Source organism: Paenibacillus sp. (assembly GCF_048976745.1).
Classification (GTDB): Bacteria; Bacillota; Bacilli; order Paenibacillales; family Paenibacillaceae; genus Paenibacillus.
Genome location: NZ_JBHGUU010000024.1, coordinates 97,241 through 122,124, shown reverse-complemented (window position 1 = coordinate 122,124; position 24,884 = coordinate 97,241). Strand labels below are relative to the sequence as shown.

The window sequence follows — 24,884 nt, the reverse complement described above, 5'->3', positions numbered from 1 at the left end:
ACACTGTACGTTTCGAATTTTAGGAGGAGAGAATGTAAATGAGCAAATATACTTGGGTTGAAAAAGACACTTGCATCGCATGTGGCGCTTGTGGAGCAACGGCTCCAGACATCTACGATTACGATGATGAAGGTTTGGCAGAAGTTATCTTTGACGGCGATGCTAACCACGGGATAAAAGCTATTCCAGAAGACTTGTTTGACGATATGCAGGATGCATGCGACGGCTGCCCTACAGATTCAATCAAAGTAGCGGATGAGCCTTTCAATAAAGAGGGTTAAGGTTTTCTTGCATGAACACAGAGCACTTTCTTTTGTCTTTGCGACAAGGGAAGGTGCTTTTTTTCATTTTAACGGGCATTATCTGATCTGTGGATCAAGGCCGAACCTTGTCGAAATGTCTTTTTCCCACCGGGTACTGAAGTCCTATGGATTCAACACATGCTTATGCCGATATATAAGGATATACGGAAAAAGGCGAAATAGTGGAGGATCGGATGCAAAATACTCATCTAAGAACATATGTCAAGAAACATCCAGACAATAAAATGGCCTGGTATCTGCTTGGAAAGGAGTACCTGGGCGAAGGACAGGAGGCCAAAGCCAACTATTGCTTTCAGCAAGCGGGCGAGGTTTACGAGGCATTTGAACGCAGTAAAGCTCCTGCTGACATCTGGGTGGACTATCAGGAGAAACTGGTGGAGATGTCTGAGCAAAAGGAGAAAAAACAACGTAGACGCAAAATGTGGCTTACGTTATTCATGCTGCTTGTGCTGGCAGGTCTGCCACCTGCGGACGCTCCAGGTTTCAATCGCGAAGCGGCTGATGCACTCTCAGCAGCATTGGAATCTACAGACGATATCACAGCGCCTGTAGAGGCTGATCAACAGGCCGGGACTGCGTCCATTCCACCAAGTAATGTGTTCACTGCTGCGGCATTTGGTGGAGGCAATCATGGCGAGGTTGCGCTCGCAGCTGCCTGGTCCGGGTCCGGACCAAAAGTGGAGACTTCTGCTGTATTGGGAATGCAAACCTCGGAGGACTGGTCTTTATGGAAGCGAAATATGCCTGTGAAATACATTGTGCAGACGAATACAAGCGGGAAATTAACTGCACAGAGTTATGATGCCAAGCAGTGTAACTGTGAACCTCCTGAAGTCACACCGAAAATCAAAAAGATGGCTATGGCATGGACCGCGAAACAGGAAGCGGCTGCATCATTATCAAGTGCAATCGTTGCCTATCGCAAAAAAAATGGTACCTGGCCCAAAAGTGTAACGCAAATGGCTCAGCCATTTCCAAATAATATTCTCGGAGAGACTGCGCCAGGCATGACCGAGATGTTTCCGAAGCTGCTGGCCTTGCATCAAGGAAAGGCACTGGAAGGAAAGGGCGATGCGAGCGGTGAAGAGAACGGTTCGACGACTTCGAATTCATCTCAAGGCCAAAATGCCGCTTTTGCGGATACGCTGGGAGGTCAGCCTTTTTTGCAGGAACCACTTGAAATTGTCATTGATAAGGATATACATAAACTTGCATTAATCAGTGGGGATACCATTGTTCGTATGTATGATGTGGGGCTTGGCGGTGATCGAACACCGGAAGGTTCATTTGTGATCACGGATAAAGTGGTGAATCCGAATGGACGCTCGAATGGTGAGTTTGGAAGCAGGGGCATGCAGCTCTCCAACACGAATTATGCCATCCATGGGACCAACGAGCCAGACAGTATTGGACTGGATGAGTCCCTTGGATGTGTGAGAATGCGTACAGGAGATGTAGAAGAGTTATTTGCTCTTGCTCCGCAAGGCACTCCGGTACGCATTGGAGAAGATGTACTGCCAGATCTGACGCTTGTTCCAGAAGCCAAGCAGCGTTATCAGCATACGCTTGTTCCACGGCAAAATAATCCGAACAAAACGTATCACTGGCTGAATTGATCTGTTGGATATGTAGAATCAGATGGATTCAGCCTGAATCATCTACATATTGGCAATAATGATAAGAGCACCAATAATGATGATCAAGCCGCCTACACTGGCTGCAGTCCATGCAATGGCTTTGCGATTCACTTCTTCTTTCTTTTGTTGTAATGCAGGTGGTTTACGTTTGGGAGCCATGAGTTATTCCTCCTTATTGGAATAGAACTGGTGTAGAGTAACCATGCTCTCATTGTAAAGAATTCAACTCGTCATTTCCAGTGGGCGGGTGGATTTCTTGTGAGCATTTTGCATCATTCGATTTGTGGTGTCTATGCGCAAACTACTTTCCTTTTGAATAAGAAACAGATAGACTTGTGTGTAGAGTGTTTTTTTACATATGAAAAGACGGAAAACGGCTTTTTGGCGTACCGGACCAGAACGGAGTGAGTGATTTGTTATACAGAAGTCTTGCTAAACCTTTGTTGTTCAAAATGGACCCTGAACAGGCCCATCATCTGATTATTGGCGGCCTTAGTGGCGTGGGCAGCATCCGTCCGGTTCCTTCCGGGCTGCGGGTGATGTACGGCGTTCGTGAAACGTCTGATCTGGCTGTTGACATGTTTGGGTGTCATTTCCCTACACCTGTTGGTCTGGCTGCGGGTCTGGACAAAAACGGACAGGCTGTAACGGGCTTTTCTTCCATCGGATTTGGATTCATGGAAGTGGGAACCGTGACACCACTTGCACAACCAGGCAACGATCAACCACGGCTGTTCCGTTTGCCTCCAGATGAGGCTTTGGTGAACCGAATGGGCTTCAACAATCTGGGTGCGGAAGCGATGGCAGGAGAACTTTCACGTCTACAGGATCGGCGTATTCCAGTGGCTGTTAACATCGGCAAGAATAAGGCAACGTCGAATGAGGAAGCTCACCTGGACTATTCGAAGTGCATTCAGGCACTATATGATTATGCAGATCTGTTCGTGGTTAATATCAGTTCACCAAATACACCGGATTTGCGTAATCTGCAACATGGAAATGAATTGAAGGAACTGCTTGCTGCGGTTATGAACGAGATGAACGTGCAGCATGCACGAGCAGGCGGAGCGGCCAAATCGGTTCTGGTGAAGATTGCACCGGATGTGAATGATCAGGAACTTGAATATATGGTTCGCACTATAGCGGACAGTGGTGTTGCGGGCATTATTGCAACGAACACAACCATCAGTCGTACAGGACTTTCCCACCAACATGCGAAAGAGACTGGCGGTCTCAGCGGTAAACCGCTGCGTGAGCGTTCTACGGAGATTATTCGCCAGATCTATCGTCAGACCGAAGGCAAACTTCCGATTATCGGTTCAGGTGGCATTTTCACAAGTGAGGATGCATACGAGAAAATTAAAGCGGGAGCAAGCCTGGTCGAAATATATACAGCATTGATCTATGAAGGACCTGAAGTGAATCGGCGTATTCATGCCGGACTGCGTGAGTTACTGCGCAAGGACGGTTATCGTCATATCTCTGAAGCGGTTGGAGCGGAGCATCGTTAAGAAGGATTGTGGATCCCCGGAATGAAAATATAGAAGCATGGAAGAGCGTTAAAATGCTTCGGGACTCTTCCCCCCACCAAACATCATGTATAATGGAATAGAACAGGGGACGCTATAGAGACAGGAGGCATAAGCATGGACGGTAGAGACTGGGGTACATTTTTACTTCCTTATGAACAAGCGGTAGAGGAATTAAAAGTCAAGTTTAAGACAATGCGGGCGGAGCTGAAAAAACGGGAAGAGTATGCCCCGATTGAATTCGTTACCGGTCGTGTCAAAAAAATATCCAGTATTCTGGAGAAATCCAGACGACTGAATGTGTCGCTTGATGACGTGGAGACAGGCATTGAGGATATTGCAGGTATCCGTATCATGTGCCAATTCGTAGATGATATCCGTCGGGTCGCCGAATACATTCGCGGTCGCAAGGATCTCACGGTACTTATTGAGAAGGATTATATTACGAATTTCAAAGAGAGCGGTTATCGCAGCTTCCATATGATTATTGAATATCCCGTTCAGACGGCTCTGGGACAAAAGATCGTTTTGGCCGAGATTCAGATCCGGACACTTGCCATGAATTTCTGGGCTACCATTGAACATTCTCTGAGTTACAAATTTCGGGAGAGCTTACCGGATGACATGCGAGCCAGGTTGAAAAAAACAGCTGAGGCCGCTTTTGTACTGGATAACGAGATGTCTGCCATTCGTCTACAGATTTTGGAGGCGCAGAAGGCCTTTGAGGATGATTCCAATATCGTGTCAAGAACTTTGAACATCATTCATCAATTATACTTCTACCACCTTGTCAGTGAAGCGATTGAAGCACAGAAGCGTTTTAACGATTACTGGGAACGACATGATATGGAAGGGCTCAAGGACTTGCTGGATGACGTGAAAAAACTTCTGAACAACGCCAGAAAGGGCGAAAACCCGGATGAGCATCTATGAGCCGCTGTACATTGACTACTTAATCTACTTCAATCGGGATCAGGATTATTTCGAGTGTCATGAAGTGCTGGAAGAATTGTGGCTTGAGCGGAACCTGGATTCTCTCTATAAAGGATTGTTACAAATTGCGGTTGGTTTATATCATTTCAGGAATGGCAATCTCCGCGGAGGTACGATGATGTTACAGAGCTCACTTGATCTTCTGGAACCTTATCCTGATACAATTCTGGGTATTGACCTTGGGGCTTTGGTACGGGATGTAAAGGAAATCGTGAAGGAACTGTCCCAATCCGATGTTCAGTCTGTGACTTACAGGGATTTATCGATACGAATTGTGGATGGGGTCTTGGAACAGGAGATATCTAGAAGATCGCTTGAGCTAAAACCTAATATTCCGCAACGCCGGAGTCCTACCAGAGGGCGTATATACGAAGAGAAGATGAAGGCGATAAAGCAGGGTGAAAGTTGAGTTGTAACCAGCTTTACCATTCATACGAGCATCTCATGGATATGAAATTCCATGGTTATGAAACACCCCGATTATTCCTGTGAAGGGAACAATCGGGGTGTTTTTGAATGTTGCGTCATATTCAGATAATTGCAGGTGGCACAGCCTGTCCTCTATTAGAACAGTGTATGATGATCGAAGTGCCTGCTCGGCGATACTGTGGAAACGTATCTATCCGTTAGCTTGCCGAAGGAGTGGCATTGCCTTTATATTTTTCGAAAAATTGTTTGTAATCGTCCAACGTGTAGCCTTGATCACTGCCATTCTCTTGCAGTCCGCCAACCATACGGTCTTTCTCGACACCAGCTTCATAATAGACGAGTGTAGGCGTGAACTCGATGTTGTAATCGGTCCATCCCGCTTCGAATTCGCGCAGATTGAACTGCGGAAGTTCGATACCTTCACTGTCAACCAGCGGCATTAACTGAGGTGTTGTGGCGCGGCAGTGCGAGCAGTCGGAAGCGAAGAAATAAACAAAGAAACTGTCTTTGTTATCGATTTTGGCTTTGAGATCAGCGGGGAGAATGATTTGTTGGTAGTTGGGATCGCTAAGCAGCTCCCGTGTCGCTGGATTAAGCTTGGAAGCAGCGATGCCATAAGCATTTTCCACTGAATCCATCTGTTTCTTGGATTGTTGGTCTACGACAACCAGTGCAGCAATCATAACGACTAAAATACCCAGGAAAATAAGGATCGCAGCACTTTTCTTTTTCTTCTTGGATTTCATCGGACATCCCCCATCGATCATATCGAAATATAGTTTGGGCAAAAATAAAGGTTGGGATAATATGCATAAACACCCGGATTTTTGCTCAGGAATCAATCTACTTGCCATTATACTACATTACACGCTGTAGTGGAATAGATACGATATGATAGGAAAGCAAAGCTTGGATATGATAAAATAAAACGATATTGCAATCTTACCAAGACAGGATGAGTGGGAATATGGGTGTAAAGTTACCTTTAATATTTGCTGAGCGAATGGAACGTTTGCTGGGTGATGAGTTTGAACAATTTATGAAATCGTATGAACAGTCTCCCCATGCGGGATTGAGAGTGAATACGCTGAAAATATCGATGGAACAATTCGATGAGATTGCTCCGTTTGATCTAAGACCTATTCCATGGTGTGAGACAGGGTTCTATGTACCTCACGGTGTTAAACCGGGCCTGCACCCTTATTACCATGCTGGCTTGTATTATATACAGGAACCGAGTGCAATGGCTCCCGTTGAATTATTGCAGGTGGAGCCTGGAGATCGTGTGCTTGATCTGTGCGCTGCTCCGGGAGGGAAAACGACACAGATTGCTGCAAAGCTGCAAGGCAAGGGTGTACTTGTCACAAATGATATCCATGCTGAACGCACAAAAGCGCTGGCCAAGAACGTGGAATTGTACGGGGTGCGTAACGCCGTTGTGTTGAATGAGTCGCCCGAGCGGATCGCAAATGCATTTCCTCATTATTTTGACAAAGTATTAATTGATGCGCCTTGTTCAGGTGAAGGGATGTTCCGCAAGGATGAAGACATGGTGAAATCGTGGGAACATCATTCGGTGGAAAAATGTGTACTCATGCAGCGCGATATCCTTGAGACTGCGGCACGATTGCTGGCTCCGGGAGGTACGATTGTATATTCAACCTGTACCTTTGCGCCGGAGGAAAATGAAGCGATGATTGCGGAGTTTCTGAATGTAAACCGTGATTTCGTTGTCAGGGACATCTCTGAAGAGGCAGGATTTGCTCCAGGGCGTCCGGAATGGGTGCGTCAAATGATGCCTGAGAAGGCCGATGAGACCAAAGATGTGCTGGATCTAACGCGTGGTACCGCAAGATTGTGGCCTCACCTTTTGGAAGGAGAAGGGCATTATGTCGCTGTATTACAGCATCGTGCAGGCCAAGGATTCGGAACAGATCAACCAGGAGTAGTTAAAGAAGGAGCAATGGAGTATGGACAGGTCGGGGATGTGTCCAAGATTGAAGTAGAGGGGAACAAGGATCACTCTATTGCTGCTTCTTCAATTGCTATGACCAAGGCTGATCGTAAAAAGGAACGTTTGCTGCGGATCGAATCCAGAGCGTCTCATGACAGACAGGCTGGTGGCGGCAAGAATCCGGGCAGACCGGGCAAAAAAGGGAAAGATCACGGTGGACGTAAATCGGAACGGGGTCAGGGACGCGGAGTTGACCCGGCAAGTATGGATCCGGTTGCGATCTACACTCAGTTTATGAAAGAACAATTGGAGCTCAAGTTAACCGGAGAAACAGTATGTTACGGAGATCGTGTGTATCAATCATCGGTTGGTGCAGCACGGCTGGAGGGGCTGAAAGTCATTCGTCCAGGCTGGTTTATGGGCACGATCAAGAATGGGAGATTTGTTCCTTCCCACCCGCTTGCGTGTGCGCTGAATGCATCGGAGGCACGGCGAAGCGTGAATCTGTCATCTGCTAATGGCGAAGCCGTGAGGTATCTTAAGGGTGAAACGTTGAATATTGAAGAAGAACGAGTGGTGCTCAAGGCGGATACGATTGCCAAAGGGTACGTTCTTGTATGTGTAGATGGGTATGCCGCTGGCTGGGGAAAATGGCTGGATGGTGTACTGAAGAATGAATATCCGGCAGGCTGGAGGTGGACATCGGTATGAGTGGAAAAGGCAAACAAACGCTGCGTCTGGACAAAATATTAAGTCATATGGGTGTGGGAACACGAAGTGAACTTAAAAAGATGGTGAAGCAAGGCAGAATCCGTGTGGACGGCAAAGCGGTGAAAGACAGTGGTGTACAGGTGAATCCCGAGGTCAACGTCATTGAAGCCGATGGAGAGCGGATTGTGTATCGGGAGATGATCTATCTGATGCTTCATAAACCTCCGGGTGTTGTGTCTGCTACGGAGGACAACAGAGATAGGACGGTTCTGGATCTGCTGCGAAAAGAGGATCGTGTCTTTAATCCGTTTCCTGTGGGACGACTGGATAAGGATACAGAAGGACTGCTCATTCTTACGAATGATGGTCTGCTGGCCCATGATCTGTTATCTCCACGCAAGCATGTGCCCAAAACCTATGAAGCCCGTGTGCTTGGAAGCGTGGATGAAGCGGATGTACAACGTTTCAAAGCGGGCGTTCAATTGGATGACGGGTACGAGACATTACCTGCTGAGCTGACTATACTTGGTCAGGAAGAGACGGAAGAAGGCACGATCTCGTCGATCTCGCTTATTATTCACGAAGGGAAGTTTCACCAGGTGAAACGTATGTTTCAGGCGGTAGGCAAGCGAGTGATCTATCTGAAACGCGTAGCCATGGGGGAGCTTGAACTGGCTTCCGATCTAGCCATCGGAAGCTATCGTGAACTAACCGCAGACGAGTTGAATCTTCTGCGGAAGTAAAAGCTCCCGTCCTTCGCGAAGCGGAGCAGGGAGTTGTGGAGGGAAGCGAAGCCCCGGTGCTAACGCCGAAGGCGGGAAAGCTCCCGTCCTTCACGAAGTGAAGCAGGGAGCCGGGCAGAGAGCGAAGCCCTGCCCGTAATGGTCCCGGTTAAGCTTGGGCGGGACCGGCGCTGACCAGCGGTGTGCCCGGCGATAAGCGTTCCTACGACAACCGTGACATAGCAAGACCCGACCTAACACCGGTGAGCAAGACGGGAGCCCAGAGGGCAGAGCCCTCTGGGGCCCTCCCTCGGAAGGGAGGATTTGGGTGAAGGCGACTACTAACAGATGAGGATGAAGCCAGAATGACCTATAAATTAATTGCACTTGATGTAGATGGAACACTGCTGAATGATCATCATGAACTAACCGAATGGACTCAGGAGACCTTGATCCAAGCTTCCCGTCAGGGAGCAGAGATCGTCCTGTGTTCAGGCAGAGGTCCGGCCAACACGATTCCTTTTATGGAGCAGATGGGGCTGGATGGATATGTAATTACACATAATGGTGCCGTAACGGCGCAAGTGGATACCCGCGAGGTGGTTCATCATTTTGCCTTAGATGGACAAGGACTGGAGCCGATCATCTCCTACTGTCGAACCAATGGAGTACATTTTGACATCAATACGGCTTTTGGTCTGTATGTGGATCAGCCGGAAGGTTTGGGGTTGCAGGTGCGTGAGATGTATTACAACTTTATGGCAGAGCCACTGAAGTTACCCAAGTGGGTTGACATGACAGAACCGCTGGCCAAATTCACTGCATTTGGACCGATTGAACAGATGGACGCAGTGCTTCAGGAGTGGTCTACCTGGAATCTGCCTTATTATATGACACGGAGTGGTGACTTTTTTATTGACCTGATGCATCCCGAAGCGTCCAAAGGCGCTGCGCTGAAAAGGCTGGCCGAATCCAAAGGAATCTTGCCTTCGGAGATCATGGCGATTGGAAATTACTTCAATGATATTACGATGCTGACCTTTGCGGGCAAAGGCATTGCCATGGATAACTCACCAGACGAGGTGAAAGCTGCTGCGAACGAGGTTACACTCTCCAATAACGAGCAAGGTGTGGCACACGCAATCCAAAAATATGTGTTATCTGTCTAAACGTACATCTCATACTTAAAATGCACGCTTCCCTCATAATCTACCGTCCTCAGGGGCATCCTAAGAGAATAACGTTAGGAATGGAGGAGGACACGTGATGAATTATGAGGTGGAATTGGTTGCCGACCTGCGGACATCAGGTGGAGAAGTACAGGACGTGATGGTTAATGGTCAATATGCAGGCTCACTTTTTCTTGTGTACAGAGAAGGAGATCGTTTATCAGGTTGTCTTCAGATCGAGCAGAAGTCTCTGCCAGGTGGTACAGAGCAATTTATTGTGGAAAAAGTGCATGCCTATGCCCGATCTCTTGCTGACGCGTTGGAAGCTGCATATTATGAAGTGCTGGTCAGTTGTGGCTCATTACATTCAGTTTTGCACATGCCCGATTCAGAATCGTTTTGGTCGTCTGAGGATATGATTTATGATGAAGAGAGCGATGACGATAGAGATCGTATTGAAACGAAGGTCATTCCTGGTTCACAAGCCGAATCGTTTACATATGAAGATCGGGATCAGGTTCTGGAGATGGAAATGGTAAGCGCTGGACGCAGCATATCCACGTATATATTCAATGATGTCGAAGGACAGGAACTTGCAGAAGCTTCCTTAAAACAATATGGCGCTGATGTACAAGGTGAAATACACTGGTATGACGAGCCGGAAGAGAATCAATTGGAAGCTGCGGCAGAGCTGTTGGTCAGAGAGCTGGATGAGGACATCATCGATACAATTACAATCCGCATGTGGCATCAGGGCAACGAACTGGAGACGTTAGAGTGGATACATCGCGATTTTTCCGAGGAGTTTGAGGATACCGATGAATCGGATCTGGATGCGTTGGAAGCTGCTGAAGAAACATGTTATGTCATGCTGAAGCGTAAGGATCGGGAGTTCCGGGTATATGAGCTGTTTCTTCAGGAACGAGGTGGATTGCCCGTGGGAACAGCAACAATAGACACTTCTCAATCCGATCTGACGGGATACATTGATTACGAGGTTCCAGGGACCAGTGTGCAGCGAAAGAGCCTGGTCGAAGTGTTGATACAGGAGTTGGACAGGGAGATGGAGTTTGATACGCTGCATCTTACGATGTTGTATCGAAATCAGATTATTGATGAAGCCAGAATAGATGGGTAAAAGGCAGCTGCCTTTTACCTTTTTTTGTTCTCATTTTGACGAAAAATCCATTTCCCGGTATAGTACCATTAGTTTAATAGAGATCAGGAAGCGGAGGAGAACAATGATGCACTCATTCAGGATCAGTAGTGATATTATTAACGATGGTTTTCAAGCGGTTCAGGCGAAGCCCGAAGATACGGACGATGTGATGTCGCTGTTGGTGGAGACAGCCGAATGGTTACAGAGCCAAGGTTCTTCCCAATGGAACGCTTTGCTCCAAGGTGAAGATTCACATGATACGGCAGGGGCAATTCGGCGTGGGGATGTGTTTGTATTTAAAAAAGGAGCGGACGTAGCGGGGATGGTCATCCTTATGGTTCAGCCAAGCCCGTGGGATATTCATCTATGGGGTTCAAAAGCTTACGCTGAGGATGGCGCAATATATCTGCACCGGCTGGCGATTCGAAGAAAATATGCTCAGAGCGGTCTGGGACGGTCCATTTTGCAATGGTCCAGCAGCGGCATACACTTTGAAGGCAAACATACGGTTCGGTTAGATTGCGGAGCGAGCAACGCAACGTTGAATGCCTTTTACGCGCGGAACGGGTATACTTTTTTGGGAGAGAACGATGGTTACAGTACATATGAGAAGCCCGTGGAGCTAATGAACTGAGAATTCTGACTATCAATGAAAATGTTGACGACAAACGCGAGCGGTTAACTGCTAAATTAAAGCTTTAGCTTCTGAGGGGCACGTTTCATGAATATGTTGTATATACGAGTTGGTAAACAAAAGCTTGGTCAGTTTAGCTTTGATTGAGCGGTTTAAATAGCCAAAAGTTTGCACTATCTTACGTAATATAGATGTTCCGGCCTCCCTATGTCATAATGGATAGTAGAGCCGTTCTGATATATATTGAATGAAGAGGCATTGAAAGAACGTAAGTGGAAAGGGGGAAACTAACAGTGAAATTGCTGCAGGCGCTTTTCTTTCCTCCGGAGCAGCCCGGAGGTGTATCCTCTATGATTCCTTATATGCAAGAGAGATTTACAACCCCGAGATGGGAAATGGATCTGTTCTCGTTGCCAAAGCGAATTCGCAACAAGGGTAGAGAGGAAGTTCATTTCGAAACGTTTGACTGGACAGAATATCAGGATAGCCCTGTTGTCCAAAAATATATTCAAACCTATCGGGATTATCTATGGTGGACCAAACTGCGTATTCAGAAGCCCTATGATCTGATCCATGCTCACCACCCAATTGCAGGACTTGCGATGAAAACGGTTTTCCCGGATACACCCCTCATCCAGACGATTCACTCCAGTTATGAACGAGAATTAATCCTTAATGGACGCATTGAAACGGATGGACCGGAGCATCGATTCCTGATTGCGATATATGGTGAGCTGGAACACCAGGCAGAGCGCCTCTTAACGGTGTCGGATTCATTCCGTCGTTATCTGGCTCCCTACGTGAAGGAACCTGATGTCATCGGTGTGATTCCCAATGGATTTGATGAGAAGCGGTTTAAGCCGATTCCTCATGATAATGCGATACCACAGCTGGTCACGGTATGTCGGCTTGTTCCGGCGAAAGGGTTGGATATTCTTTTCAAAGCCTGTGCGGAACTGAAGGGCCGAGGTCATGATTATGTGTTACATATTATTGGAGATGGACCGATTCGTCCTGATCTGGAAGAATTGGCGCAGCGATTGGGGATCTATAATGAGACTATCTTCTATGGTTACACACTGCACCCTGAGGAATTCATGCCATTCTTTGATATTTTTGTACTTCCTTCACGGGCAGAAGCATTTGGTTCCGTCTTCGCTGAAGCGGCGCTGAGTTGTCTTGCCCTTGTAGGTACGGATGTAGGGGGTATACCGGAACAGATCGAGAACGGTAGCAATGGATTGCTTGTACCGGCAGAAGATCCTTCTGCACTGGCTGAAGCGCTTGAAAAGGTGATGCTGGACCCGGCTTATCGTTATGAACTTGCCCGTTCAGCGTGTGAAAAAGCCAAAACACATTACTCGCTCGGCAGATCGGTCAATGAGTTGAAAAAGATGTATCTACAGTTTCCCAGCAAAGCCTAAAATGGATAGCAAAAAGGGTGAGCCGCTGTGCTAAACAGCGGCTTTTTGTCATGTTTAAAGGAAACAGTTCGCGCGATGAGTTATGGTTATGGTGCTAACGGATGCTCATATTCATGAAGAAGTACGTCAACGTTTATATATTGTTGCGTCCACGAAAGGCGCCCCAACGGTTCAGTACCAATTTGGCAGCCCAGATCAGTGCCAGACTTCCGAAGATTGGGTAAAGGATGGATAAAAGCGAACTGAATCCAAACTGACTGAGTGAGTAACACAACAGCATAATGGTTAATGTAATGAAACGGGGATGGACACGTATATGTTGTCTGAGTTGCAAGGTCATTCCATAGATATCGGCTACAAAGGTACTGAATATTTCCATGAAAATAAGGGATACATATACGGATTGCACTGCCCATCCAAGTTGAAAGGCAATGCTGCCCATCGGGATTTCGAATTGGATGATGCCGGGCATCTGTGCTGACATGGCAAAATGAGCTGCCATCAGCATGAAACCTACGCCAATTCCACCCAATACTCCGCCCCACTTTAGCACATTCCGACTACGAATCTGGTTACCTACAGGCACAAGAACAGCTTGAGCCAACGCCAGATTGAACGAACTATACAACAGTGGAGACAGCCATACCTGAATGGGGCTTGAGTCTGTGGTCAGTGTGATGAATCGGGAAGCACCTGGATGATGGATGGTACTGGTGATCATGAGCAGAGATAACAGGAGCATCATGGGAACAACGATGCTATTCATTTGAAGGATGGCCCGAATGCCCCGACCGAGAAGTAGATATGTCCCTACAAGTGTGACGATCAGACCGGTCTGATAATGCAAACCCAGATGTTCGACAAAAACGGAACCTGCTCCGGCAAGCATGACACTGTTCACGCCAATGAGAATGAGAAGGGTTACCCAGGTGATCCATTTGCCCGCCTTCTGGCCGAATAAATGTTTGTTCAGATCCTCATAAGAGCGGGAACCGGTATCGTGAGCGATCAGCATCATTTTGGTACCTAACCAGACAAAGAGCATGGTGGATAAGCCTATGGTGACGGTGGCCCATTTGCCATACTGGGTAAAAAACTGCAAAATTTCCTGCCCTGTAGCGAAGCCGGCTCCGACAACCGTTCCGATGTATGTAAACGCGATCTGCAGCACCCGTAATGCCTGTTTCATGTGTTTCCCCTCTCAGGCCCCTGTTTAGTTTGGACATGCGGGTACCATGGTACAAGGTATGCTTGACCCACGAAAGTCATGACAATCGATAATGAGGTTTGGCTTGAATTACGTCTCCAGGACAGCGCCCAGGCAATTTCGCTTGAACTTATAGATAGATATATGATACTTTTACCTCATAGGATAGGCTTGGGAGGTCAAATCATGGAATTATTGAAACAACGAATTTTACAAGAGGGTGTCGTTATCTCGGATCAAGTATTAAAGCTGGATGGTCTATTAAACCACCAGATTGATCCTGCATTAACGATGGAGATGGGACGTGAGTTTGCTGCCCGTTTTCGTGAAAGTGGAGTGACTCGGGTAATCACGGTAGAATCCTCAGGGATTCCGGTTGCGTTTGCCGCAGCCTATGAACTTGGGGTACCCCTTGTATTCGCCCGTCGCAAAAAAACACTTCTGGCTGATCCTGATGCTTACTGTGAACGCGTACCTTCCTTTACCAAAGGAATTGTCACTGACATTATGGTATCTCGCGAGTTTATTCATGAGAGTGATCGTATTTTGTTCATTGATGATATTATTGCCAATGGAGATGCTGCTCGTGGCGTCATCAAAATTATCGAGCGTTCTGGTGCTGAACTCGTCGGATTTGGCGTTGTGGTCGAGAAAAGTTTTCAGGCAGGGGCACGCACGATCCGTGAACAGGGGATTCCGGTGGAAGCCTTGGTACGCATTCGTTCCCTGAACAATGGAACGGTACAATTTGACGATAACGAAATGTGACATTTTAAAGGAATAGGGCCTATTTTTTGAACTATGCCTTTGCATGACCGCGGATTTCATTTATAATGGGGTTATGTTAGGGAGAGGAGGCAACACCATGGGGAACCAACCGGCAACAGAACAATTCTTTAATGATAAGCTGGCGGAATCGAAAGTTCATTTTGAACGTGCCCTGGATTGTAAACATACGGAATTCGATGACCTTTATCCCTATATGATTGAACATCCTCAATTTTTCTGGTACAAACGCTATGTTGCCTGGTCAGAATTACTGACGATTGTAGGCTTATGCGAAGAGTTGTCCTTCTCTTGGAAAGAACAATTTACACCGCATCAAGTGGAGTACCTTGAAGAACGTGTGATGTCCGCCAAAGTGCTTGATTTTTGGTTCGAGAAGAACGACAGCAAAGAGCACGCGCAGCGGTAACTTTTCAGTCGGGACAACATTTCGAATGACATGACAGTCCAATACAGTCACGTGAGACCTAAATGACTTTTCATTTAGGTCTCTTTTTGTAAATAAATTTGGAATATAGGAGCCATGAACATGATTAGTGATACAGAACTGGACGCCTTGCGTCTGTCAGGTGAGAAAGTCAGAGTAGTACGGGATGAGCTGGAATCTAACGATGTAACCGGGATTGTGGTTGCCTGGGATGGCGAGCAGGTACTTATCCGTCGTCAGAATCGACGTGTCGTCAAGCTGGATCGTGGTTACCGATATCAGCTGTTCAGCGAACCGCGTCAGAGTCCACTCGGTGAGTAACAGCTTATCCCTATGGATGAATCATGGGCGTTTAAATGTTTGGAATTACCATGATTTCTTGGCATAATTGACTCACTCGGGTGAGAAGATAGGTACAGTGAGGAAGATCTGTAACTATAGCCGAGAGGGTGTGCTACAAGCGATGACATTGATGAATGATAAAGTTCATGCCTACAAGGATCAGATTGGAGCATTAAGCGATGTGCTGCCAGGTGTGGTGAAGTCGTATCATGAGTTTACGGGAGAATGTTTTCAACCTGGCGTGATTGATGCCAAGACAAAACAGCTCATTGCACTTGGCATTGGATTATTTGCCAACAATGAGGTATGTACCTTCTACCATGTGGAAGAAGCACGTGCCAAGGGCGCTACAGATCAGGAGATCATGGAGACTGTAGCCGTGGCCGGAGCTGTAGGAGGCGGACATGCCCTGTCTCAGGGCGCAATGCGAGTGCAGAAGGCGCTGCATTAAGTGCAGATGAGGTAGTCCAAGGACTGTTTCTCATAAAGAGGTAAACCAAACAAAAGAGGAGGCTCCGGGTTGATCCGGAGCCTCCTCTTTTTTATCATACCTACATTTTACCCAACATTTTATCATACATAAACTGTCCAGTTACCCGACGTGCTGTTACGTAGCGGTCATTGAAGTAAGGATTCGATAACTTCGTGATGCTTACACCTTTACTGCTGGAGGCATGAGCGAATTGTCCGCCGCCGATATATACACCTGTATGTGAAATGCCTTTGCCTGTTGTATTAAAGAACACCAGATCACCTGTACGAATGTTGCTTTTTGATACAGGCGTACCTGCTTTGGCTTGCTGCTGTGAAGTACGTGGCAATTCAATGCTGTATTTGTTGAAAAGATATCTCATAAAACCAGAACAGTCGAAGCCGGCTACAGTCGTGCCACCCCATTTGTAAGGTATACCAGTCATGTTGTTCACTACGGAGTTGATACTGCTTGCCTCTGTGCTTGTTGCCCCGGATGTAAATAATACAGCTGCTCCAAAAATGGAGATAATCAGTTTTTTCAAAATCAATGTTCTCCCTTCGATGCCTACGGAGTTAGCTAAGGGTTCGGTAGAAGGTTCCCTATATTTCCTATGTATAAGAATAATTCACCCAAAATGGTTCCCCCGTTTTCAAACATGAAACTCGGCAATGAATAATTAAGTTTTTGTAACTATTTGAAACTATATTGCATAAATGCGTAATTGTCAAACCCATTTAAAACCCTTCGTAATACCTCAATGTTAGCGGAATTAAGGTTTTTATATGAAAGAAGGGAGCACGTTTAGGTATCATTCATGACAAAAACGTCATTATTGATTCGTTCCAGACGAATTTGGATAAATAAATAGGTTTGTCATGAGTTAAAAGAACTATTCCTTTATGTTGGATTTAAGAGATTATATTCATTTTGTTGCATATATTGACAAAAATCGATTTATTGCATATTATCTCATTATCCAAACCACATATTGGATGAAAATAGATTTTATTATGTTATACATTCAAATTAAGGAGGTTTAGACTGGCGTTGTAGGTAAGGTAGAATTGTGAATTATATCAAAATGAACATGGGAGAGTGTTACATTTGAAAGCGAAGAAAATCGTTACTTTTGTCCTGGCATGCACCATGGTGTTCTCAACCGTTGGAATGGCAGTTATACCTGTAGGGACGGTATTTGCTGCTGATGCTTCGGGAACAACAGCCAGTATCTCTGATATTTTAAAGAACCAGCTGCCGGATGGAGGTTGGAGAAAAGATTATAAGCAAACCAGCGGAGAGTGGGCGAAGTCCACAATAGACAACAAGGCTACATACTCAGAAATTAGAAGATTGGCGAAGGAATTTAAAAAGACAAATGATCCGCGATACTCTACAGCTGCAATCAAAGGCATTAACTTTTTGATCAACATGCAGTATTCAAACGGTGGATGGCCACAAGTCTACCAAAGCTCCGGATATCACAAACATATCACTTACAATGATGATGCCATGATTAATGTAATGATCATGCTTGATGAAGTAGCAGCACGCAAAGGTGATTTCTCGTTTATTGACAGCACACTTGCTAACCGCAGTAAAAATTCTGTTGCTAAAGGCGTAGAGGCCATTCTGAATACACAGGTCATTTCAGGTGGTAAGCTGACAGCATGGGGACAACAGCATGATTCCAGTTCCCTTAAACCTGCGAGCGCAAGAATCTACGAAGTACCCTCACTGACAGCTGGAGAAAGTGTAACAATCGTTAAATTCCTGAAAACGAGACCTGCCAACGCTAAAATTACCGCATCCATAAAAGGAGCGGAGGATTGGTTTAATAAGGTGAAAATTACGGGTTACAAGTATGAAAGAGCAAATGGAGATAGCAAAATTATCCCTGATTCCAAAGCGGCACCGATCTGGGCACGCTTCTATGAAATAGGAACGGATAAACCTATCTTTATTGGTCGTGACGGGGTAGTTAAATACAAATTAAGTGATATTGATAAAGAAAGAAGAGGCGGTTACGCCTGGTATGGCAACTGGCCTTCCAAGCTGTAATTGGCAGTTAAAGGTAAAGCCCGAATCGACATGGACGTCTGGTTCGGGCTTTCATGTTATTATTTTCAGTGTTGACATGATAGATTCTGCATGATATATTATTTCTTGTCGCCGATATTGATTGGTACAATATGCGGTCGTGGCGGAATTGGCAGACGCGCACGGTTCAGGTCCGTGTGGGCTAACCCCCCGTGGAGGTTCGAGTCCTCTCGACCGCATCTAATAAAAAGACTCCTTAAGCTAACACTTGAGGAGTCTTTTTTTGTTTGCATTTTTGATATTTATTGTGCTGCGGTAACATCAATGCTGTCAATATTCGGTCCTTCGGTTCCAGTGGTAACGATTCGAAGGGTATTTACACCTGAATTCATAGGAACCTGAATGGTTTTCTCACCCCAGGTGGACCAGCTTCCTGTTGCAGTGAAGGGTTCATTGCTGAGCACTTTGGTGCCATTCACGTAGATGTCCAGATTGCGAGTACCACTCTCCTGGGCGTAACGGAACTTTACATTTTTGGTACCTGTAATCGTATTGTTAATGTTATTCCATTGAATGGCTGAACCTGTATACGCGTTAAAGTTCACATATCCTGATCCTGTATATCCCGGGTAAAGTGTTTCGATCACTGCATCAGTCAACGTTGTTCCCGTCTCAGCTTCATATGTGGTGCCAGTGCCTACATTCCCGCCTCCATTGCCACCAGTAAGATCAGCAACAAATGTAGTTACACTCTGTGCAGGAAGCTGGGCTGTGAATGCGCCATTGGAAACATTAATAGGTGCAAGACTTGCCAGATTACGACTGCTGTCCGTCACATACGAAGATACAGTGGAGGCATTGCCATTTTGCAACACAAACCGCTGACTTGTAGCCGAAGTTCCACGGTTAATTGCCACGACAACGACCTTGTTATCCCCTTTGTAGGCAGAAACGAATGTGTTCGTATCCGGGTTTTTGGTTGCATCCACTCTGAGATAGCCAGGACGTACAAATTTGGAGAAATGGGCCATATTATACCCGCGTTTGCTTATGGTACCGTCCTCTTTCATCGGACCATATTGTCTGCGGATGTACCACCATACATAGGCCTGGAAGTCCCCTTCTACCATGGCATTGTGCATGTGATAGGAGACCTCTAGTGCTTCAGGCCAGCGGTCGGCTGAGTTGTTGTCACTGTTCGGAACATACACCTCAGTCATCCACAGTTCTTTACCGGCTCCTTTTTGCTTAAAGAGAGGGTAGGCAAAATTCGAAATCTGGGTTCCGTACGTATGAGCCCCTAGAATATCCATGTTGGCAAGTGCCTGCGGATCATTCAGGATTGGATCGGATATGTTCTTTAGGTATTGGAAGGATTCAGGCGCCATGACTCTGGTACCTTGAATGGAACCGGCATTTTCCTTCATGAATCGAAGGATCTCTTGTGGAGTCCACCAGGTCCAGTCATGAGCATAGTCCGGTTCATTTTGCACAGAAATGGCATACAGATCTACACCGTTATTTTTCATGTAGGTTACAAAGTCGTTCAGATGCTGCGCATATGCGGCATATTTGTCGTATTTCAGACGTTTGGCATTGGTGTCCCCATTGCGGTTGAACGTTTCAACCATGCTGCTCGGAGGATTCCATGGGGATGCAAATACGATGGCACCCTTTTCAATAGCCCGTTTGGCTGTGGCAACCTCACGATACCAGTTATTCGAATCCGGATCGACGTAGATCCGAAGAATGGAAAAGCCTAACTGATTCTGGTCGTTACCAAAAGCAGTTTCACGTTGAGCAGGCGTCAGGTCACCAATCCAGGCAGGAAGGTTAATGCCCCCAAAGCCCTTGATCAGTTGTTTTTCCGAGGACAAATTAATGTTGGCATCACTTGCCGCAGAAACTTGTGTAGGACTTAACATGAGGGGCAGAGCGGTTAAGCAGGCCAATAAAACATTGATCGTCTTTTTAAATTTGAATTTCACTACTTTCATCCTCCTCGATAATGGTAAATGGTTACATAGAGAAACCGTGACCAGGGATAACACATAAGAAGAACTGATAGTCTGGCATTTATTTTATGTAAACCCTTTCAAAACCCCCTTCCGCAAATCATAGGAAAGAAATGAAACACATTAACTTCTTTCATTTGTTGATTCTACTAAATAATTGCCAAACTGAAAACCTGACAAATTACAGTATTTTTTCTAATTAATCTCTTTTTTCTGTGGTTCAATGACATTTCTTGTCTGAATGTAAAGACGAAAAGGGGGGATAGCGTTGTTTCATCAAGATGCAGGTCTCCAGTGGCGGGGGGATTGCTATTAAGGAAGGCTTTGGCTTACATATTACTCCCTTCATTATCAAACAATGAGATCACAGAACTTACGGGGAGGGAACATGATGAAGGAAAAGAGAAAGCATTATCGATTCATTGCAGGTTGCATGGCATTGTTAATTGTGATTTATGCAGGCATATCAGCAGGAGGGCCCACAGCGGCAGCTTCAGAGTCCCCATCGCATCACAAACGGTTAGCGATTATCATCGATGATGTTGGTAATGACATGAAGGGTACGGCAGAGATCCTGGCGATGCCCGTTAAACTAACGGTAGCGGTCATGCCCTTTTTGCAAACAACCAAGAAAGATGCGATAGCTGCACATGAAAAGGGGATGGATGTGATTGTGCACATGCCTATGGAACCCAAGAAAGGAAGACCTGAATGGCTGGGCCCGGGTGCAATCACATCCAATCTATCCGATGAAGAAGTCCGCTCCCGCGTGGAGAAAGCAATTGATGATGTGCCCCACGCGATTGGCATGAACAATCATATGGGTTCCAAAATTACTTCGGACAAACGCATCATGTCCATTGTGCTCGAGGTATGCAAGGAGCGGGGTCTCTTTTTTGTAGACAGCCGTACCAACTTTCGCTCCGTGGTGGGGGAACTGGCCATATCCAAAAATATGCCACCTGTCGGTAATGACATTTTCCTGGATGATCAAAACTCCAAGCAACACATTCGCAAGCAAATGGATCTGGCAGCTCAGCGTGCAATCGACAAGGATGTCTGTGTTGTCATTGGTCATGTCGGTCAAACGGGGATGAACACATCCGCAGTGATTCGTGAATCCGTCTCCCGCCTGCAAAACCAGGTTCAATTTGTAGGAATCGGTGATCTGGTTCGAGATGTGTGGCAATGGGAGTCTGCGCCTACACTACCGACAGATAATAAATAATGCCGCTCGCAATAGATTGGGCGATTCGTTTTTGCTCGGCGGGATCACTCATTCTGGCTCGGTCTTCGGCATTGCTCAAAAATCCGGTTTCAACGATGACAGCAGGCTGTTTCACGTAATTCAATAAATAAAATGGCTTGCCCCATACGACCCGATGCTCCGTTCCAAACAATTGGTTCATGGCATCCTGAATGGATTGGGCCAGTAAATAACTCCTGCCTTCCTTCTGGTGCAGAACCACCGGGCCGTGTGCAGTCGATCGGGGACTCCAGTTCGCATGGATGCTGACCACGATATCTGTACTTACTTCTTCGCTAAGGCTCTTACGTTGGGCAAGATCCCTAGTATGACGCGATCGGCTGTTCAGCCAGCGGTTCTCATCACTAAGTGCATAATCCCCAAGTCGATTGATGATAACGGCATAACCTTTACTGCGAAGCAGGAGATAGACCTTTTGGCTAATGGCGAGATTGATATCTTTTTCCAGAACACCTTGGGCTGACGTACCACCGTCAATACCGCCATGGCCTACGTCGAGCAGGATAACGGGTGCTGCAAAGGCATGATGACTTGAGCGATAAGCATCTCCATCGGTCACCGGCAGCATGGATGGACTGTTCTGGGACGGGCGGGAATGATCTGAACTTTGAGATACGGCAAAATCAAGATAAGCTGCTTTTCCATAAGCGACATGGGGCAGCATGGGAAGGTAATGGAAGCTGATTAGCAAGGCTACAGAAGCAGTCAGCAGCTTATACATGGGAATACACACTCCTTCATGAAATAGGTATCGAATGCAGATGAATGGCTGTTTGGATACCTTTGGCATTAGACTGTGCATTCTGAGGTTTTTCATACCCCTTTCAATAAAAAAATGTTTAAGCAATACTCATCTTGCACACAATAGAATTATCGTAAGCTCCGCAAATGTGCAGGAGCGAAGGAGGCAGATGTTATGGCCAAAAGTGATGAATTGGTAAAATACATTACGCAGCGTGTTGTTCATTATATCGATACGCCGAAGGATGAGCGGAAAGGTCGCGCCAAAAGGAAAGAGCCGTGGGCGATGAAGTGGTTTGGTATGATTCCGTTCGCTGTATCTCTGTGGATGGGCAAAAAGGAAAAAGAATTGGACACACCGTCTCATAAACGAAGTTCTTCAGGCAAAGGGTAACGATCGCTTATCTACGTCACTCAACGAGTTTAAAGAGACTCCCTAATGTAAAACCAAAAGACGCAATCCCTTTAATTCATGGGAAGGCGTCTTATTTGTTGTGGATGTTTATAATTTTAACGTGATTTGAATAATCTGTAGAGTTAGCTGATGGTCAGGGATTCAAGGTGTAAAACTGACCGTCTTGTTGTAATGTGCTCAAAGGGACAAAGCGTTGAATGGATGTTTTTCCGCCTAGCGCTACATATAGAGTGGACTCGGCTTTCTGATCGGTATGCCATAGCTGATAACCGCTAACAGGCAGAGGACCGCCGTATACAACGTTACGATCATCCGCTGAGAAAACAATCTCTTGATTCTCACCGTGTTGTATCACATCTTGTGCCCGATTGGCAGCAACAGGCGTGGAGGTAATCCACAACAGATTGTCAGCCGGATCAAAGACGGGTCGCAGATGAAGTGCATCGACTGAACCAGAAGGAGCTGTGGATAAATCAGTCATGCTTGCAGAGACTTGTTTGGAATCAGCTTCCAGCAGGTTCAGAAACTCTGAAGGTAGGATATCTCCGTTCGTAGCATCAATATAAAGTGCAGGATGGTTGGGTTGTTCCACTTTCCAGTAAGCCAGCAGGGGAAGAGCATAACCAAGATGAAGCTCTCCTCCGCCAGCAAGTAACGCCTCAAGGTTCATATGTTGTCGATCCAGGGCTTGTCCAAGAAGTTCATTGTTGTATGGTGACTGTTCTCCTTGACCATATTCACTAAGTAGCATCTGTCCCTGTTCTGTGGAGGTAATAATCATATATCCAATGGGCTTACCATCCAATGCAGCTTGAACCAGCCAGCTATGTGTACCCGGCCCCAGAGGGTAGAAGTCCAGGTCGGCGTTCTTCCAGTTTGCTTCGGCGTTCGCCGTACCGAGTGTAACCGCTTGTTGCTCTGCAAATCGTTGCACAGCAGCGGGAGCTAGCTTTTCATTCTGGAATACATGATGTTCGGGACTATATTCAGTGGATGATGCGAGAGATCGTGAGGACGTTTGTTGTTCTTCAGCATTGGCTATCGACCAGAAGGAGAACAGAGCAAAACAACTGAGTAAGCCCAAGGTCATACAGGTTGTTTTCCGAGCGTTGTTCCAACACGTATAAAAGAATCGTTTCAAATTTACACCTACTTTTCATTTATCCGTTACCTGAACGGGTCCTAATTTCATTCTAGGGGACGGGCTATGCAAAGGTTGCCGCAACCTGTCGGGCAGCTGATCATGAATAAACACTACTTTTGCCAGCATTTGCAGGAAAAGTAGTGTCTTCGTCTATCTTAAGTGAAACATGCCGCTACTAATGGCAGTCACTTTCACTTTGGGTTCATATTGCCAGATCATCTCGGTCCGGCGTGTCTCATACTGCAGTTTCATAGCTTCACGATCGATTACCGCCTGTTTGGCTTTCTCTTCGGCCTCTGTCTCGGTGTCGATCGGGACTACGGCCTCTGCGGCCAGTTCTGCATCTGCTCCAATGGGTTTAGCGTTAGTGATATCCAGAACTTTTTTCAGGGGTGCAGGTGGCGTACGGTTAGAATGGACATTTTCCATGCCTGAGGCTGTGTTACTTGTTGATTCCACCTCAGGCGTATCTTCTCGGAGTACTGCTTCATAATAGGTGTCTAACACGTCCAGCTCCAGATCAAGCCGCTCTTGGGCTTTCTCAGCCCAGCTATAATCAAGTTCCAGCAAGCGGTTCGTCAAATGAGATTCGAGAGCAGCTCCGGCATCAACTAACGAAACTTTAGCTGTCTGCACATGCATGTTTTCCGCAAGCCTTGGACTGAGATCACGTCGGTTCAGCTTGGTGCCGAATTTTTCTATAATTTCACCCGAGCGAAGGGAGATGCCGAGAAAATGCAATTCTTCCCGTTTCAAATCACAGGCGAATTCCACCTTGAAACACACACCAAGCCAAGGCTCATATACGGCTGGCGCAGCAGCGCGCAATTGCCGTTTGGCAGCCTGTTCGAACAGGTTTACGAAGGCACCGCCTTCACGGGCTGCGCCGAAAATTTGCTGCAGTCTGCGACTGCCGTACACCACTTCTTCACGCAATATTCGTCCTGGCCCCAGCTGTGGCAATGATGGAGTGATCCCGAAGTATCGGCCCAGAATGGTTTCTTTTGGTGGCTCGCCTTGAGTATTGCCGTTGGTTACGCCATTCGTTCCAGCAGGGTTAGGTACAACCGGAGGTGAAGCTTGGGCAACCTTGGCTTCTGCTGCTTCAATGGCCTGCTGATAACTGTCAGGATCAAATATAAATGTAAAGGACATCGTCTCAGCTGGTGCTCCGGTTCGCTCCACGAACCCCCAATAATAGGGGCGATTGGTCAGCGCTTTGTCCGCCTCAGGTGAAAGTTTGACGGTAACATGGGCAGGGGAACGCTCCATAATTTGACAATCGAGTGCTTCCAGATAGGTGAGAACATAAGCCTGGACTTCATGGGGAGACATGGTCATGGG

Annotated in this window: 26 protein-coding genes, 1 tRNA gene and 1 riboswitch; of the genes, 19 read left to right on the top strand and 8 right to left on the bottom strand. The window is 46.5% G+C overall.

Annotated features, from left to right (window positions below; genetic code table 11):
- Window positions 1–38 precede the first annotated feature (38 nt).
- Together ACE3K2_RS26410 and ACE3K2_RS26405 are read left to right on the top strand one after the other, a co-directional pair.
- Window positions 39–281, top strand: a complete 243-nt coding sequence (locus ACE3K2_RS26410) for a ferredoxin (RefSeq protein ID WP_421897132.1) — start codon at window positions 39–41, stop codon at window positions 279–281.
- 215 nt (window positions 282–496) lie between these two features.
- Window positions 497–1,939, top strand: coding sequence for a L,D-transpeptidase family protein (locus ACE3K2_RS26405; RefSeq protein WP_421897129.1), 1,443 nt, complete (start codon window positions 497–499; stop codon window positions 1,937–1,939).
- Between the two features lie 42 nt (window positions 1,940–1,981).
- Here ACE3K2_RS26405 and ACE3K2_RS26400 read toward each other — a convergent pair whose 3' ends face one another.
- Complete coding sequence (locus tag ACE3K2_RS26400; RefSeq protein WP_017689367.1) at window positions 1,982–2,119, bottom strand: hypothetical protein; 138 nt, start codon at window positions 2,117–2,119, stop codon at window positions 1,982–1,984.
- A 254-nt stretch (window positions 2,120–2,373) separates the two neighbouring features.
- On the opposite strand from ACE3K2_RS26400, the gene ACE3K2_RS26395 reads away from it, so the two are divergent.
- From ACE3K2_RS26395 to ACE3K2_RS26385, 3 genes are all read left to right on the top strand, one after another.
- The gene (locus ACE3K2_RS26395; RefSeq protein ID WP_338593635.1) at window positions 2,374–3,471 is read left to right on the top strand and encodes a quinone-dependent dihydroorotate dehydrogenase; all 1,098 of its coding nucleotides are present in this window, start codon (window positions 2,374–2,376) and stop codon (window positions 3,469–3,471) included.
- A gap of 135 nt (window positions 3,472–3,606) precedes the next feature.
- Window positions 3,607–4,422, top strand: a complete 816-nt coding sequence (locus ACE3K2_RS26390) for a GTP pyrophosphokinase (protein WP_091032183.1) — start codon at window positions 3,607–3,609, stop codon at window positions 4,420–4,422.
- Window positions 4,409–4,891, top strand: coding sequence for a DUF309 domain-containing protein (locus ACE3K2_RS26385; protein ID WP_421897124.1), 483 nt, complete (start codon window positions 4,409–4,411; stop codon window positions 4,889–4,891). The genes ACE3K2_RS26390 and ACE3K2_RS26385 overlap by 14 nt, the downstream gene beginning before the upstream one ends.
- Window positions 4,892–5,108: 217 nt before the next feature.
- Here the strand turns inward: ACE3K2_RS26385 and ACE3K2_RS26380 are convergent, their stop codons facing one another.
- Window positions 5,109–5,657, bottom strand: coding sequence for a thioredoxin family protein (locus ACE3K2_RS26380; RefSeq protein ID WP_339241208.1), 549 nt, complete (start codon window positions 5,655–5,657; stop codon window positions 5,109–5,111).
- Between the two features lie 221 nt (window positions 5,658–5,878).
- Here ACE3K2_RS26380 and ACE3K2_RS26375 point away from each other — a divergent pair, with 221 nt between their 5' ends.
- From ACE3K2_RS26375 to ACE3K2_RS26350, 6 genes are all read left to right on the top strand, one after another.
- On the top strand, window positions 5,879–7,576 hold the full coding sequence (locus ACE3K2_RS26375) for an RsmB/NOP family class I SAM-dependent RNA methyltransferase (protein ID WP_421897120.1): 1,698 nt from the start codon (window positions 5,879–5,881) through the stop codon (window positions 7,574–7,576).
- Entirely contained in the window at window positions 7,573–8,319 is a 747-nt protein-coding gene (locus ACE3K2_RS26370; RefSeq protein WP_421897117.1) for a pseudouridine synthase, read from the top strand. The genes ACE3K2_RS26375 and ACE3K2_RS26370 overlap by 4 nt, the downstream gene beginning before the upstream one ends.
- Before the next feature lie 344 nt (window positions 8,320–8,663).
- Window positions 8,664–9,467, top strand: a complete 804-nt coding sequence (locus ACE3K2_RS26365; protein ID WP_421897114.1) for a Cof-type HAD-IIB family hydrolase — start codon at window positions 8,664–8,666, stop codon at window positions 9,465–9,467.
- 97 nt (window positions 9,468–9,564) lie between these two features.
- Window positions 9,565–10,605 carry a hypothetical protein gene (locus ACE3K2_RS26360; protein ID WP_421897111.1) on the top strand — a complete coding sequence of 347 codons (1,041 nt, stop codon included), beginning with the start codon at window positions 9,565–9,567 and terminating at the stop codon, window positions 10,603–10,605.
- 103 nt (window positions 10,606–10,708) lie between these two features.
- Entirely contained in the window at window positions 10,709–11,260 is a 552-nt protein-coding gene (locus ACE3K2_RS26355; RefSeq protein WP_421897108.1) for a GNAT family N-acetyltransferase, read from the top strand.
- Window positions 11,261–11,553: 293 nt separating this feature from the next.
- On the top strand, window positions 11,554–12,684 hold the full coding sequence (locus ACE3K2_RS26350) for a glycosyltransferase family 4 protein (RefSeq protein ID WP_421897105.1): 1,131 nt from the start codon (window positions 11,554–11,556) through the stop codon (window positions 12,682–12,684).
- Window positions 12,685–12,817: 133 nt separating this feature from the next.
- Here ACE3K2_RS26350 and ACE3K2_RS26345 read toward each other — a convergent pair whose 3' ends face one another.
- Complete coding sequence (locus ACE3K2_RS26345) at window positions 12,818–13,873, bottom strand: hypothetical protein (RefSeq protein WP_421897102.1); 1,056 nt, start codon at window positions 13,871–13,873, stop codon at window positions 12,818–12,820.
- A gap of 204 nt (window positions 13,874–14,077) precedes the next feature.
- On the opposite strand from ACE3K2_RS26345, the gene ACE3K2_RS26340 reads away from it, so the two are divergent.
- The 4 genes from ACE3K2_RS26340 (at window position 14,078) to ACE3K2_RS26325 (ending at window position 15,897) form a co-directional block, all read left to right on the top strand.
- Complete coding sequence (locus tag ACE3K2_RS26340) at window positions 14,078–14,659, top strand: xanthine phosphoribosyltransferase (protein ID WP_421897099.1); 582 nt, start codon at window positions 14,078–14,080, stop codon at window positions 14,657–14,659.
- 97 nt (window positions 14,660–14,756) lie between these two features.
- Window positions 14,757–15,086 carry a hypothetical protein gene (locus ACE3K2_RS26335; protein ID WP_036609615.1) on the top strand — a complete coding sequence of 110 codons (330 nt, stop codon included), beginning with the start codon at window positions 14,757–14,759 and terminating at the stop codon, window positions 15,084–15,086.
- 120 nt (window positions 15,087–15,206) lie between these two features.
- On the top strand, window positions 15,207–15,425 hold the full coding sequence (locus ACE3K2_RS26330) for a hypothetical protein (protein ID WP_278295843.1): 219 nt from the start codon (window positions 15,207–15,209) through the stop codon (window positions 15,423–15,425).
- A gap of 142 nt (window positions 15,426–15,567) precedes the next feature.
- Window positions 15,568–15,897 (top strand): carboxymuconolactone decarboxylase family protein, encoded by a 330-nt coding sequence (locus ACE3K2_RS26325; protein WP_017689352.1) that lies wholly within the window; start codon window positions 15,568–15,570, stop codon window positions 15,895–15,897.
- A 100-nt stretch (window positions 15,898–15,997) separates the two neighbouring features.
- Here ACE3K2_RS26325 and ACE3K2_RS26320 read toward each other — a convergent pair whose 3' ends face one another.
- Window positions 15,998–16,462 carry a C40 family peptidase gene (locus ACE3K2_RS26320; protein WP_421897094.1) on the bottom strand — a complete coding sequence of 155 codons (465 nt, stop codon included), beginning with the start codon at window positions 16,460–16,462 and terminating at the stop codon, window positions 15,998–16,000.
- 5 nt (window positions 16,463–16,467) lie between these two features.
- A riboswitch (cyclic di-AMP (ydaO/yuaA leader) is annotated at window positions 16,468–16,599 on the bottom strand.
- A gap of 426 nt (window positions 16,600–17,025) precedes the next feature.
- On the opposite strand from ACE3K2_RS26320, the gene pelA reads away from it, so the two are divergent.
- Window positions 17,026–17,979 carry a pectate lyase gene (pelA, locus tag ACE3K2_RS26315; RefSeq protein ID WP_421897091.1) on the top strand — a complete coding sequence of 318 codons (954 nt, stop codon included), beginning with the start codon at window positions 17,026–17,028 and terminating at the stop codon, window positions 17,977–17,979.
- Between the two features lie 133 nt (window positions 17,980–18,112).
- Window positions 18,113–18,197 (top strand) — tRNA-Leu (locus tag ACE3K2_RS26310).
- Window positions 18,198–18,260: 63 nt separating this feature from the next.
- Here the strand turns inward: ACE3K2_RS26310 and ACE3K2_RS26305 are convergent.
- The gene (locus ACE3K2_RS26305) at window positions 18,261–19,955 is read right to left on the bottom strand and encodes a carbohydrate-binding protein (protein WP_421897088.1); all 1,695 of its coding nucleotides are present in this window, start codon (window positions 19,953–19,955) and stop codon (window positions 18,261–18,263) included.
- Between the two features lie 409 nt (window positions 19,956–20,364).
- Here ACE3K2_RS26305 and ACE3K2_RS26300 point away from each other — a divergent pair, with 409 nt between their 5' ends.
- Window positions 20,365–21,201, top strand: a complete 837-nt coding sequence (locus ACE3K2_RS26300; protein WP_421898478.1) for a divergent polysaccharide deacetylase family protein — start codon at window positions 20,365–20,367, stop codon at window positions 21,199–21,201.
- Here the strand turns inward: ACE3K2_RS26300 and ACE3K2_RS26295 are convergent.
- Window positions 21,176–21,961: an N-acetylmuramoyl-L-alanine amidase family protein gene (locus tag ACE3K2_RS26295; protein ID WP_421897085.1), complete on the bottom strand. Its 786-nt coding sequence runs from the start codon at window positions 21,959–21,961 to the stop codon at window positions 21,176–21,178. The two genes, ACE3K2_RS26300 and ACE3K2_RS26295, sit on opposite strands and share 26 nt — an antisense overlap.
- A gap of 195 nt (window positions 21,962–22,156) precedes the next feature.
- Between ACE3K2_RS26295 and ACE3K2_RS26290 the strand changes: the two genes are divergently transcribed.
- Window positions 22,157–22,375, top strand: a complete 219-nt coding sequence (locus tag ACE3K2_RS26290; RefSeq protein WP_421897082.1) for a YqzE family protein — start codon at window positions 22,157–22,159, stop codon at window positions 22,373–22,375.
- Window positions 22,376–22,529: 154 nt separating this feature from the next.
- On the opposite strand, the gene ACE3K2_RS26285 is transcribed toward ACE3K2_RS26290, so the two are convergent.
- Together ACE3K2_RS26285 and ACE3K2_RS26280 are read right to left on the bottom strand one after the other, a co-directional pair.
- Window positions 22,530–23,486 carry a hypothetical protein gene (locus ACE3K2_RS26285; RefSeq protein ID WP_421897079.1) on the bottom strand — a complete coding sequence of 319 codons (957 nt, stop codon included), beginning with the start codon at window positions 23,484–23,486 and terminating at the stop codon, window positions 22,530–22,532.
- Window positions 23,487–23,690: 204 nt separating this feature from the next.
- On the bottom strand, window positions 23,691–24,881 hold the full coding sequence (locus tag ACE3K2_RS26280; RefSeq protein WP_421897076.1) for a YqhG family protein: 1,191 nt from the start codon (window positions 24,879–24,881) through the stop codon (window positions 23,691–23,693).
- Window positions 24,882–24,884 lie beyond the last annotated feature (3 nt).

Excerpts from the sequence above, each read along its gene's own strand:
- ACE3K2_RS26410 (WP_421897132.1), top strand. The coding sequence starts at position 39 with ATGAGCAAATATACTTGGGTTGAAAAAGACACTTGCATCGCATGTGGC.
- ACE3K2_RS26405 (WP_421897129.1), top strand. The coding sequence starts at position 497 with ATGCAAAATACTCATCTAAGAACATATGTCAAGAAACATCCAGACAAT.
- ACE3K2_RS26400 (WP_017689367.1), bottom strand. The coding sequence starts at position 2,119 with ATGGCTCCCAAACGTAAACCACCTGCATTACAACAAAAGAAAGAAGAA.
- ACE3K2_RS26390 (WP_091032183.1), top strand. The coding sequence starts at position 3,607 with ATGGACGGTAGAGACTGGGGTACATTTTTACTTCCTTATGAACAAGCG.
- ACE3K2_RS26385 (WP_421897124.1), top strand. The coding sequence starts at position 4,409 with ATGAGCATCTATGAGCCGCTGTACATTGACTACTTAATCTACTTCAAT.
- ACE3K2_RS26380 (WP_339241208.1), bottom strand. The coding sequence starts at position 5,657 with ATGAAATCCAAGAAGAAAAAGAAAAGTGCTGCGATCCTTATTTTCCTG.
- ACE3K2_RS26375 (WP_421897120.1), top strand. The coding sequence starts at position 5,879 with ATGGGTGTAAAGTTACCTTTAATATTTGCTGAGCGAATGGAACGTTTG.
- ACE3K2_RS26370 (WP_421897117.1), top strand. The coding sequence starts at position 7,573 with ATGAGTGGAAAAGGCAAACAAACGCTGCGTCTGGACAAAATATTAAGT.
- ACE3K2_RS26365 (WP_421897114.1), top strand. The coding sequence starts at position 8,664 with ATGACCTATAAATTAATTGCACTTGATGTAGATGGAACACTGCTGAAT.
- ACE3K2_RS26360 (WP_421897111.1), top strand. The coding sequence starts at position 9,565 with ATGAATTATGAGGTGGAATTGGTTGCCGACCTGCGGACATCAGGTGGA.
- ACE3K2_RS26355 (WP_421897108.1), top strand. The coding sequence starts at position 10,709 with ATGATGCACTCATTCAGGATCAGTAGTGATATTATTAACGATGGTTTT.
- ACE3K2_RS26345 (WP_421897102.1), bottom strand. The coding sequence starts at position 13,873 with ATGAAACAGGCATTACGGGTGCTGCAGATCGCGTTTACATACATCGGA.
- ACE3K2_RS26340 (WP_421897099.1), top strand. The coding sequence starts at position 14,078 with ATGGAATTATTGAAACAACGAATTTTACAAGAGGGTGTCGTTATCTCG.
- ACE3K2_RS26335 (WP_036609615.1), top strand. The coding sequence starts at position 14,757 with ATGGGGAACCAACCGGCAACAGAACAATTCTTTAATGATAAGCTGGCG.
- ACE3K2_RS26330 (WP_278295843.1), top strand. The coding sequence starts at position 15,207 with ATGATTAGTGATACAGAACTGGACGCCTTGCGTCTGTCAGGTGAGAAA.
- ACE3K2_RS26325 (WP_017689352.1), top strand. The coding sequence starts at position 15,568 with ATGACATTGATGAATGATAAAGTTCATGCCTACAAGGATCAGATTGGA.
- ACE3K2_RS26305 (WP_421897088.1), bottom strand. The coding sequence starts at position 19,955 with ATGAAAGTAGTGAAATTCAAATTTAAAAAGACGATCAATGTTTTATTG.
- ACE3K2_RS26300 (WP_421898478.1), top strand. The coding sequence starts at position 20,365 with ATGAAGGAAAAGAGAAAGCATTATCGATTCATTGCAGGTTGCATGGCA.
- ACE3K2_RS26295 (WP_421897085.1), bottom strand. The coding sequence starts at position 21,961 with ATGTATAAGCTGCTGACTGCTTCTGTAGCCTTGCTAATCAGCTTCCAT.
- ACE3K2_RS26290 (WP_421897082.1), top strand. The coding sequence starts at position 22,157 with ATGGCCAAAAGTGATGAATTGGTAAAATACATTACGCAGCGTGTTGTT.
- ACE3K2_RS26285 (WP_421897079.1), bottom strand. The coding sequence starts at position 23,486 with ATGACCTTGGGCTTACTCAGTTGTTTTGCTCTGTTCTCCTTCTGGTCG.
- ACE3K2_RS26280 (WP_421897076.1), bottom strand. The coding sequence starts at position 24,881 with ATGACCATGTCTCCCCATGAAGTCCAGGCTTATGTTCTCACCTATCTG.